Source organism: Exiguobacterium sp. s36, assembly GCF_018618345.1.
In the GTDB taxonomy this organism is placed as follows: domain Bacteria; phylum Bacillota; class Bacilli; order Exiguobacteriales; family Exiguobacteriaceae; genus Exiguobacterium; species Exiguobacterium chiriqhucha.
This window is the reverse complement of the sequence record NZ_JACSLW010000011.1, coordinates 33,620-43,707: the sequence shown is the minus strand read 5'-3', so window position 1 is coordinate 43,707 and position 10,088 is coordinate 33,620. Positions and strand designations below refer to the sequence as shown.

Annotated in this window: 12 protein-coding genes; 11 read left to right on the top strand and 1 reads right to left on the bottom strand. The window is 47.6% G+C overall.

Features of this window, described 5'->3' with window-relative positions; all coding sequences use genetic code 11:
• Positions 1-156 precede the first annotated feature (156 nt).
• The 9 genes from KNP95_RS15235 (at position 157) to rsmI (ending at position 6,666) form a co-directional block, all read left to right on the top strand.
• A complete protein-coding gene (locus tag KNP95_RS15235; protein WP_251136311.1) occupies positions 157-1,578 on the top strand; it encodes an aminotransferase class I/II-fold pyridoxal phosphate-dependent enzyme in 1,422 nt (473 codons plus the stop codon).
• 2 nt (positions 1,579-1,580) lie between these two features.
• Positions 1,581-2,219, top strand: a complete 639-nt coding sequence (gene tmk / locus KNP95_RS15230; RefSeq protein ID WP_029594396.1) for a dTMP kinase — start codon at positions 1,581-1,583, stop codon at positions 2,217-2,219.
• Entirely contained in the window at positions 2,219-2,548 is a 330-nt protein-coding gene (locus tag KNP95_RS15225) for a cyclic-di-AMP receptor (RefSeq protein WP_029594397.1), read from the top strand. Before tmk ends, KNP95_RS15225 begins: the two co-directional genes overlap by 1 nt.
• Positions 2,548-3,558 carry a DNA polymerase III subunit delta' gene (locus KNP95_RS15220; RefSeq protein WP_353049001.1) on the top strand — a complete coding sequence of 337 codons (1,011 nt, stop codon included), beginning with the start codon at positions 2,548-2,550 and terminating at the stop codon, positions 3,556-3,558. Before KNP95_RS15225 ends, KNP95_RS15220 begins: the two co-directional genes overlap by 1 nt.
• Positions 3,559-3,564: 6 nt before the next feature.
• A complete protein-coding gene (locus KNP95_RS15215; protein ID WP_021065761.1) occupies positions 3,565-4,395 on the top strand; it encodes a PSP1 domain-containing protein in 831 nt (276 codons plus the stop codon).
• Positions 4,396-4,418: 23 nt separating this feature from the next.
• Positions 4,419-4,754, top strand: a complete 336-nt coding sequence (gene yabA, locus KNP95_RS15210; RefSeq protein WP_021065760.1) for a DNA replication initiation control protein YabA — start codon at positions 4,419-4,421, stop codon at positions 4,752-4,754.
• A gap of 65 nt (positions 4,755-4,819) precedes the next feature.
• Entirely contained in the window at positions 4,820-5,554 is a 735-nt protein-coding gene (locus tag KNP95_RS15205; protein WP_021065759.1) for a tRNA1(Val) (adenine(37)-N6)-methyltransferase, read from the top strand.
• Positions 5,547-5,825, top strand: a complete 279-nt coding sequence (locus tag KNP95_RS15200) for a GIY-YIG nuclease family protein (protein ID WP_021065758.1) — start codon at positions 5,547-5,549, stop codon at positions 5,823-5,825. Before KNP95_RS15205 ends, KNP95_RS15200 begins: the two co-directional genes overlap by 8 nt.
• A complete protein-coding gene (gene rsmI, locus KNP95_RS15195; protein ID WP_021065757.1) occupies positions 5,797-6,666 on the top strand; it encodes a 16S rRNA (cytidine(1402)-2'-O)-methyltransferase in 870 nt (289 codons plus the stop codon). The genes KNP95_RS15200 and rsmI overlap by 29 nt, the downstream gene beginning before the upstream one ends.
• A gap of 16 nt (positions 6,667-6,682) precedes the next feature.
• Here rsmI and KNP95_RS15190 read toward each other — a convergent pair whose 3' ends face one another.
• Positions 6,683-6,976 (bottom strand): transition state genes transcriptional regulator AbrB, encoded by a 294-nt coding sequence (locus tag KNP95_RS15190; protein ID WP_012727742.1) that lies wholly within the window; start codon positions 6,974-6,976, stop codon positions 6,683-6,685.
• A gap of 329 nt (positions 6,977-7,305) precedes the next feature.
• Here KNP95_RS15190 and metG point away from each other — a divergent pair, with 329 nt between their 5' ends.
• Positions 7,306-9,267: a methionine--tRNA ligase gene (gene metG, locus KNP95_RS15185; RefSeq protein ID WP_214838191.1), complete on the top strand. Its 1,962-nt coding sequence runs from the start codon at positions 7,306-7,308 to the stop codon at positions 9,265-9,267.
• A 53-nt stretch (positions 9,268-9,320) separates the two neighbouring features.
• The gene (locus tag KNP95_RS15180; protein WP_214838188.1) at positions 9,321-10,088 is read left to right on the top strand and encodes a TatD family hydrolase; all 768 of its coding nucleotides are present in this window, start codon (positions 9,321-9,323) and stop codon (positions 10,086-10,088) included.

Sequence of the window (10,088 nt, the reverse complement as noted above, 5' to 3'; positions counted from 1 at the left end):
CACGGAAGTTAAGCGCTTCAGCGCCGAAAGTAGTTGGGGGTCTCCCCCTGTGAGGATAGGACGTTGCCAGGCCAACGCGAAAGACGATCAAGCATCCGCTTGATCGTCTCTTTTTGTATATAAGTCGCATCTATTTCGGATAGGAAGGTTGCCTATATGACTCGAAAACCTAAACATAATCCTTTCACATTTATGGAAACATTGGAGCAACATGTACGCGAAGATCGTGTCTCTTTTCATGTACCTGGTCATCACAATGGAACAGTAAGAGATGAGAAACTTCCGACTGTATTCCAAAAAATAATGCCATACGATTTAACAGAACTCGGACACTTGGATGATTTACACCATGCTGAAGGTATTATTCTAGAAGGAGAGAGGGCACTAGGATCTCTTTATCAAAGTAAAAGTAAATGGTTAGTGAATGGGTCAACGGCGGGAAACTGGAGTCTGTTGGCAGCAACTGTGAAACGGGGAGAACGAGTATATGTACAACGTAATTCCCACAAATCCGTGTGGAACGCCATTGAGTGGCTCGGTTTAGAACCCATTTTACTCACTCCTGAATTAGATAGGGGGAGCAGTTTACCGACTGTCGTCGCATTAGAAACAATTCAAGATGCTGTCACGCAGTACCCAGGTGGGAAGGCCCTCCTACTGACATCTCCTACTTATTACGGAGATATGGCAAACATCCCGGAGATCAGTGCTTATTTGCGTCCGTTGCATATTCCTCTCTTAGTTGATGAAGCACATGGCGCTCATTTGATTCATCCTACATTTCCAAAGCGATCCGCTATTTTCGAAGGAGCTAGCGCCGTTGTCCAGTCTGCTCATAAAACCCTTCCAGCGCTCACGATGGGTGCTTGGGTCCACTATAAGGAAGAGATTAATGAGAAACGTTTATTTCATGCACTCTCTTCTTTTCAAACGTCTAGTCCGTCTTATTTGATTATGGCTTCACTCGATTACGCTAGAGAGTATCTCGAAAATTTGAGTGAACGAGATTGGACACATATTCAAAAAAGTCATTTCGCATTCATCATGGAAATGAGACGAGCTGGCTTTTCAATCAAAGTGGGCGATGATTTTACCAAAATGACCGTGCTGACATATCCGAAAAATGGTCTCATCTTTAGTCAACATTTGGCGTCAATCGGTATTGATACGGAACTAGCTGCAGAAGATCATGTGTTATTCTGCCTGCCGTTAAGGGAATTAAAAAGCCAAGAGATTCAACATTGGGTAAAACTGATTAAAAATGCATCACAACATGTCCCGCTCATTGTCGAAGATGAAACAATCTATCCTTACCCGATGACAGAACGTGTTTCGGTGTTGAATGCTATTTCAGATGATGCAGATATCATTCGCAAATCATTTGAACAAGCAATAGGAGCCGTCGCTGCAGAAACTGTTATCCCTTATCCACCAGGAATTCCGTGGATACTAAGAGGAGAAGTCATCACACACGAGAAAATTAGAGTATTGAATGAATGGATTTCACTAGGACGGAACCTGCAAGCGAGTAGGCATGTTATGATGAAACAAATTGATGTTATCGTAGAGGAGTTTTAATCGTGAAAGGTATGTTTATTACTGTAGAAGGTCCCGACGGTTCGGGGAAAACCACGCAGTTGCAATTGTTAGTTCGTTCATTGACTGAAAAAGGATACGAAGTAGTCGTCACTCGAGAACCAGGAGGGACCAAAGTCGGAAACAGTATTCGAGAGGTCTTATTATCACCAGAACATGATGAAATGACTCCACGCGTCGAGATGATGCTGTATGCCGCGTCCCGTGCCCAAAACATCGATCAAGTGATTCGACCTGCTCTTAAACGAGGGGCGATTGTTGTGTGTGATCGATTTGTCGATGCCTCGATTGCCTATCAAGGATATGGACTCCAATATGATTTGAATCAAATTCTATCACTGAACGAGTGGGCAACGGCCGGGATTAAACCCGATTTGACTTTCCTCTTTGATTTGACCCCTGATCAAGCGAGCCGTCGCATGAAAGATCGAGGTCAATTAGACCGTATCGAGAGCCGAGATGAGTCTTTCCATCAACGCGTATACGATGGGTTCAAAAAAATATTAGAACAACATCCGGATCGGATGGTTCGTATCGATGCGAACGCTACAATTGAAATGATTCAAGATGAAGTGTTAGATATTACGTTAGAACGATTAAATGAAAGAGGAGTGACGCAATGATGAAGATGGTAATCGCGATTGTACATGATAAGGACAGTGCTCGGTTGTCAGATGCTTTAATCGAAGAGGACTTCCGCGCAACAAAATTAGCCACAACGGGAGGCTTTTTGAAAGAAGGTAACACAACGTTCATGATTGGTGTACCAAAAGAAAGGTTAGACGATTTGCTCGCGCTAATCAAATCGAATTGCTCGAGCCGAGATCAAATGATCACGCCGATTTCACCGATGGGCGGTCATGCTGATTCATATATTCCGTATCCGGTAGAAGTACAAGTTGGCGGAGCGACTGTGTTCGTCTTGCCGATTGAAGGATTCCATCAGTTTTAATGGGAACGGTCACGAATATGAGCTTTCAAGAGTTAGCGAAATCTCAAACGGTTATCGCCAAAGTGATTGAAAATTCGATTGTCGCTCAAAAGGTGGGTCACGCCTATATTTTCTCAGGAGATTATGAACCTTATTTAATTGAGACGGCGCAACTGTTTGCAAAATCCCTTTTTTGCGAGTCGCCTGACGGAGTAGAGCCGTGTGGCAGTTGTCGAAACTGTAGACGGATGGATTCGGGGAACCTCGTCGACTATATGGAAGTGGAACCGGATGGGGCCAGTATCAAAAAAGAACAAGTTCAACAATTGTTGAGCGACTTGTCGCTACGTGGAGCAGAAGGGGACCGTCAAATATATGTCATTCATCAAGCGCATAAAATGACACCTCAGGCGGCCAACAGTCTCTTAAAATTTTTCGAAGAACCGGGCATTGGGAAACTGGCCATCTTGGTCACGACCCAGCCGCAACTCTTATTACCAACCATTCGCTCGCGGGCTCAGCATTTAGTGTTTCGACCGATTGATCGAGAACGACTTGTGGAAACGTTGGTCGCAGACGTGCAATGTACGAGCGATTTAGCACGTCTTGCTTTAGAGACATATCCAAAATTCGAAGACGCCCGTGAGGCACTTCACAACGACTGGTTTGTACAGGCGTATGGGCTAGTGGTACAATTAGTTGAAGTGTTGACAAAACGCCAGCAAGAATTGCTTTTATTCGCCCAAGAAAAATGGTTCGGTCATTTTAAAGGGCGGAATGAATTGCGAGTCGGTCTCGAGCTGTTCGGAAATTGGTTGGAGCAAGCGCTCCACTTCAAAGTGCGAACAGACTATGTTCCGGAGTTGTTTACGAAAGAACAAGCGCTATATACCGCGTTTGTAAAAGATCGTCCGGTTCATAAAATCGTCCATGCTATTGAATCTGTCCATGAGGCGATTCGACGGCTTGAGGCAAACGTCAATCCTCAATTAACGTTCGAACGGTTAACGTTCGATTTGCAGAAAGGATAGGAGAGCGTGCTTGAAGTAGTCGGAGTCCGTTTTAAAGAAGCGGGAAAAATCTATTACTTTTCACCAGGCGAAGCAACGCTTGAACGTGGAGACCATGTCATCGTAGAGACGGTACGAGGCATCGAATACGGTGAAGTCGTCCAAGTTGGTAAGCAACTGGGTGAAGACGAAGTAGTATTGCCGTTAAAGACAATCCTTCGTGTCGCCGATCAAAAAGATGCCGAAATCGTTCAAGACAATCGATTGGCAGCATTTGACGCTCACGCCGTCTGTGAAGAAAAAATTCGTGAACATCGACTTGAAATGAAGTTAGTAGATGTTGAGTATACATTTGATCGTAATAAAGTCATCTTTTATTTCACGGCAGAGGGGCGCGTTGATTTTCGGGAACTCGTCAAAGATTTAGCAAGTGTGTTTCGCACCCGGATCGAACTCCGTCAAATTGGAGTTCGGGACGAAGCGAAACTGCTGAGCGGAATCGGGCCTTGTGGTCGTGTGTTGTGTTGCTCCTCGTTTTTAGGGGAATTTGAGCCGGTATCGATTAAGATGGCCAAGGATCAGAACTTATCCTTGAATCCGAATAAAATCTCCGGTGTGTGTGGTCGTCTCATGTGCTGTCTGAAATACGAGAATGATACGTATGAAGAATTGAAGCGGGATTTACCAGACGTCGGAAAACGAATCAAAATTCCAGAAGGTGACGGACGTGTCATCGGTCTCAATATCTTGGATCAATTGATTCAAGTCGAGTTGAATGATCGGACCCGTGTTGTGACGTATACAATCGACGAGCTCGTCGAGGTCGGTGCAGTCAAACGAAAACCGTCGAAACAGTGATGGGGTGCTGAGCAGTGGAAAGAATGGATAAAAAGGAAGTCATGATGCGGGTCGATGCGATCGAGCAACAAATGCAATTGTTGACGGAGCATTTAGGGGTGCTCAAAGAGCAACTCGCCTATTTGCTCGAAGAAAACCAACACATGTATCTCGAAAACCATCATTTGCGTGAAAAAGTGGAGCAACTTGCAGAAGTCGAGACGCCTGATGGGGATCCCCAAATTGCGTTGTCCGGAAAAGGACAGAACAATCTGGCGGCGCTATACCAAGAAGGATTTCACATTTGTAATTTGCATTATGGACAAGTTAGAAAAGACGGAGACTGTCTCTTCTGCATGTCGATGCTAAATAAACATTAATAAGGGGCGATAGACGGGGGTATTCCCGTCCGTCGCCTTTGTACGTTATGTAGGAGGGAAATGGCGTGACTGTTAAACAAGGTGAACGTCTTGATGATTTGTTAGGGCGTCCCGGCAAGATCATTCAAAGTGATGACGTTTTTTCATTTTCATTGGATGCCGTATTACTCGCCGAATTTGTATGGGTGCCGATTCAAAAAGGGAAGCTCGTCGATTTGTGCGCCGGCACGGGGGCGATTCCGCTCTTTTTATCATATCGAACGAAAGGGACGGTCACGGGTGTTGAAATCCAGCCTCGCCTCGTCGACATGGCCAATCGCAGCATTGCCATCAATGAGTTGGACGAGAGGCTCCACATCGTTGAAGGGGACGTGAAAACCGCTGCAAGTCGATTAGGACATGCCCGTTATGATGTTGTCACGTGCAATCCCCCTTATTTTTTGGCGAACGAGACATCGTTACGCAATCAAAATGAACATCATACGATTGCACGCCATGAAGTCCTTTGCACTCTAGAAGATTGTATTCGTTCAGCCAGTCAACTCGTCAAACCGGGTGGGAAAGTGGCCTTCGTCCATCGTCCAGAACGATTACTCGACATTCTGACGCTCATGCGGGCGTATCGGATTGAACCAAAGCGAATGCAACTCGTTTATCCGAAGCAAGGTCGAGACGCGAACACATTGTTAATAGAGGGGTCGAAAGATGGAAAAGCAGGGCTCACAATCTTACCTCCGTTTATCGTTTATGAGGAAGATGACACGTATACGAGCGACATGCGGGCAATCCTCGATGCGTAAGCACTTTGCCTATATTCTCGAGTGCAACGATGGCACGTACTATACCGGATATACGACGGATGTGGATAAGCGGATGGAAGTGCATAACAACGGAAAAGGTGCGAAATATACACGGGCTCGTCTCCCGGTGACGTTGCGATATGTCAGGTCGTTTGCGACCAAACGCGAAGCCATGCAGTACGAATGGTCCATCAAACAACTCACGCGGGCTCAAAAACAGCAATTGATGGAGGGAACGAGTAATGAACTCACAGAAAAGTTACCAGACTGATGGGCCCACGCTCTATGTTGTGCCGACGCCGATTGGAAATTTAGAAGACATGACGTATCGGGCGGTTCGAATTTTAGGAGAAGTCGATTTGATTGCGGCTGAAGACACGCGCCAAACGATGAAACTCTGTCGCCATTTCGGCATTGAGACGAAACTGGTCAGCTACCATGAGCATAATAAGCACGTGAGTGGCCCTCGCTTAATCGAAGATATCGAGGCGGGCAAGTCGGTCGCCGTGGTCTCAGACGCTGGCATGCCGGGTATCTCAGACCCTGGGAGTGACCTCGTGAGGTTGGCCATTCAAGCGAGGCTCCCCGTCGTCGTACTCCCTGGAGCGAACGCAGCATTGACGGCTCTTGTCGCCTCTGGTCTTGCGACCGAGCGGTTTTTGTATTATGGATTCTTGCCCCGTAAAAAGAAAGAGCGCCTCGATGTGTTGTCATCCTTACAATATGAACCGGGCACTATCATTTTTTATGAAGCGCCACATCGGTTAAAAGAGATGCTGACCGGGATTCAAGACGTGTTCGGCAACCGGCAACTTGTTCTCGGACGAGAGTTGACGAAAACGTTTGAAGAGTTTTTACGAGGGACGGTAGAAGAAGCGTTGGTCTGGTGCGAAGGCGAAGTACGCGGCGAATTCGTCGTCATGGTGGAAGGATCGACGGAAGCGGCACCGACACACGATTGGTGGGAGGCACTATCGCCCCTCGAGCACGTCGACCGTTACATTGAAGATGGCTTAAAACCGAACGCTGCCATTAAACAAGCCGCTAAAGAGCGGGGTCTGTCACGGAGTGAAGTGTATGACGCGTATCATCAAGTCGACAAAAAAGAGTAAGCAAGGAATCCCTTGCTTACTCTTCGCTATAGTAGTTTTCGAGCATGTTTTTCAACTCGACGAGAACGCGTTGTGCGCCTTCTGGTGAAAGGATCAATTTACCGTCAGCCAACTTGAAGTTGTCATCCGATACTTCGCCCGTCACTTGGCAAGTCATGTTCGGTTTGTATTTTTTCAACACGATTTGATCGTTGTCGACGTAGATTTCAAGTGCATCTTTCTCAGCGATCCCAAGTGTGCGGCGCAATTCGATTGGAATGACGACACGACCGAGCTCATCAACTTTCCGTACGATACCTGTAGATTTCATTTTGTGTTTCCTCCTCCAATGGTGTCGAAATCTCTTGGTGACATGAGTCGTCAAAATTCGACAATGTTACTACAGCAAAAAGCATACTAAACTTTCCAATTGTAGTCAACTGCTTACTATTGGAAATCTACATTTTCGAAAAATGACGATGTAGGAGCGATATATACCTAAAATTCCCCGAAAGTTAGGACCTGAAACAAAGAAAGGGTTTTTTTGGAACATATTTTATGAGATAACAACAAAAAAATTCCAAACAATTGGTTTGGAAATTCTTTTGTCGAACCGTGTATAATGGAAATTGCAAATGTCGAAAGGATGGAGAACATACAATGGCGAAGCCTACTTTTTATATTACGACTCCGATTTACTATCCGAGTGCCAAACTACACATCGGTCACGCTTATACGACGGTGGCCGGCGATGCGATCGCGCGCTATAAGCGTTTGAAAGGTTTTGACGTTCGTTATTTGACTGGGACGGATGAACACGGTCAAAAAATTCAAGAAAAAGCGAAAGAAGCCGGTGTGACACCGCAAGCGTTCGTGGATGAAGTTGTCAAAGACATCAAAGTGTTATGGGACCGTCTCGAAATCTCATATGATGACTACATCCGTACAACAGACGCACGCCACAAAGCTGTCGTCGAGCATGTGTTCGAGACGCTTCTTAAAAATGATGATATTTATCTCGGAGAGTATGAAGGTTGGTACTCGATTCCTGATGAGACGTATTATACGGAGTCTCAGCTCATCGACGGGAAGAGCCCGGACAGCGGCCACCCAGTCGAACTCGTACGCGAAGAGTGTTACTTCTTCCGTCTCAGCAAGTATGCGGATCGTTTGATCGAGTACTTCGAGTCGCACCCTGACTTCATCTTGCCAGAATCGCGCAAAACGGAGATGATCAACAACTTCTTGAAGCCGGGTCTTCAAGACTTGGCTGTCTCACGGACGACGTTTGACTGGGGTGTACAAGTCCCATCGAACCCGAAGCATGTCGTATACGTATGGGTCGATGCCCTTACGAACTATATCTCTGCCCTCGGCTACGGGTCGGACAACGACGAGTTGTTCAACCGCTATTGGCCAGCCGACGTCCATTTGGTCGGAAAAGAGATCGTCCGGTTCCATACAATCATTTGGCCAGCGTTGCTCATGGCGCTTGACCTCCCGTTACCGAAACAAGTTTTCGCACATGGTTGGTTGCTCATGAAAGACGGCAAAATGTCGAAATCAAAAGGCAACGTGGTCGACCCGATTCCACTGATCGACCGATACGGACTCGACTCGCTCCGCTACTATCTTCTTCGTGAAGTTCCATTCGGGGCAGACGGCACGTTCACACCGGAAGCATTCGTTGATCGCTTGAACTTTGATCTTGCGAACGACCTCGGGAACCTGCTCAACCGGACCGTGGCCATGATTAAGAAGTATTTTGATGGTGAAATTCCTGCTTATGCGGGCAATGTAACGGAATTCGATGCCTCATTGCTTCAAGTCGTCAACGAGACGAAAGCGAAGACGGAAGCGGCTATGGAACACATGGAGTTTTCGGTAGCGCTCACAAGCATTTGGCAACTCGTCAGCCGTGCCAACAAATACATTGATGAGACGCAACCGTGGGTTCTCGCGAAGGACGAAACGAAGCATGACGAACTGGCGTCGGTGATGACTCACCTCGCCGGCGTCCTCCGTCACGTCGCGGTGATGATTCAGCCGTTCATGACACGGGCGCCGAAAGAGATGTTCCGTCAGCTCGGTCTCGAAGGAAAAGATATGTCATGGGAAGCGCTCGATACGTTCGCAGCCTTCGATGGAGCCGTCGTCACAGACGGGACACCGATTTTCCCGCGTCGTGACGTCAAAGAAGAAGTCGATGCGATTCAAGAAATGATGCGTCAAGCGTCGCAAGCTCGTGTCGAAGAAGCCGAAGCGGAAGCGGGCGACGTCGAAGATGAGGACATGCGTCCGGAAATCACGATTGACGTCTTTGACCAAGTCGAGTTCCGCGTCGGCCAAATCGTCGAAGCCGATAAAATCAAGAAGGCGAAGAAGTTGTTGAAACTTCAAGTCGATCTTGGCGGGGAGACGCGTCAAATCGTCTCGGGTATCGCGGAATGGTATACGCCGGAAGACTTGGTTGGCAAGAAAGTCATCGTTGTCGCCAACTTGAAGCCGGTCAAACTGCGTGGCGAATTGTCACAAGGGATGATTTTAGCGGCTGATAAAGACGGCAAGCTTGAACTTGCGACCGTATCTGAGAATATGCCGAACGGGGCCATCGTCAAATAATCGTTTGGGGGAGACTTCGGTCTCCCTCTTTGTCTATACAAGGAGGAACCATCATGTTGATTGATACACACACACATATCAATGCCGAACAGTTCAATGAAGACGTCGAAGCGACGATTGAACGGGCTCGTGCTGCGGGCGTTTCCCCGATGCTCGTCGTCGGGTTCGACAATCCGACCATCACGCGTGCCATCGAGCTCGCGGAAACGTATGAAGACATTTACGCGATCGTCGGCTGGCACCCGGTCGACGCCGTCGATTGCACGGAGGCCGATTTGGCAAGAATCGAGATATTGATGGATCATCCGAAAGTGATGGCGCTCGGGGAGATCGGGCTCGACTATCATTGGGACAAATCACCTAAAGATGTCCAACAGCGCGTGTTCCGGCAACAAATCGCCATCGCGAAACGGACGAATATGCCGATCGTGATTCACAATCGGGAAGCGACCGCCGACGTACTCGATATTTTAGAGGAAGAACACGCCGAAGAGGTCGGTGGTGTGTTCCATAGTTACAGCATGTCCGTCGAACTGTTGGAGCGCTGTCTGCGTTTGAACTTCTATATTTCTCTTGGGGGACCGGTGACGTTCAAGAATGCGAAAGTACCGAAAGCGGTGGCACAACAAGTCCCGCTCGATCGACTCCTCGTAGAGACAGACTGTCCGTATTTAACGCCGACGCCGTTCCGTGGCAAGCGGAACGAACCGGCTTACGTCACGTATGTCGCCGAAGAGATTGCATCGCTACGTGACATGTCTTACGACGCACTTGCTGAGGCGACGACCGCTAATGCGAAGCGCCTGTTCCGTCTCCCATGA

Coding starts and splice junctions, on each gene's coding strand:
- KNP95_RS15190 (WP_012727742.1), bottom strand. CDS start 6,976: ATGAAATCTACAGGTATCGTACGGAAAGTTGATGAGCTCGGTCGTGTC.
- KNP95_RS15180 (WP_214838188.1), top strand. CDS start 9,321: ATGTTGATTGATACACACACACATATCAATGCCGAACAGTTCAATGAA.
- KNP95_RS15200 (WP_021065758.1), top strand. CDS start 5,547: ATGCGTAAGCACTTTGCCTATATTCTCGAGTGCAACGATGGCACGTAC.
- KNP95_RS15225 (WP_029594397.1), top strand. CDS start 2,219: ATGAAGATGGTAATCGCGATTGTACATGATAAGGACAGTGCTCGGTTG.
- rsmI (WP_021065757.1), top strand. CDS start 5,797: ATGAACTCACAGAAAAGTTACCAGACTGATGGGCCCACGCTCTATGTT.
- yabA (WP_021065760.1), top strand. CDS start 4,419: ATGGATAAAAAGGAAGTCATGATGCGGGTCGATGCGATCGAGCAACAA.
- metG (WP_214838191.1), top strand. CDS start 7,306: ATGGCGAAGCCTACTTTTTATATTACGACTCCGATTTACTATCCGAGT.
- KNP95_RS15235 (WP_251136311.1), top strand. CDS start 157: ATGACTCGAAAACCTAAACATAATCCTTTCACATTTATGGAAACATTG.
- KNP95_RS15220 (WP_353049001.1), top strand. CDS start 2,548: ATGGGAACGGTCACGAATATGAGCTTTCAAGAGTTAGCGAAATCTCAA.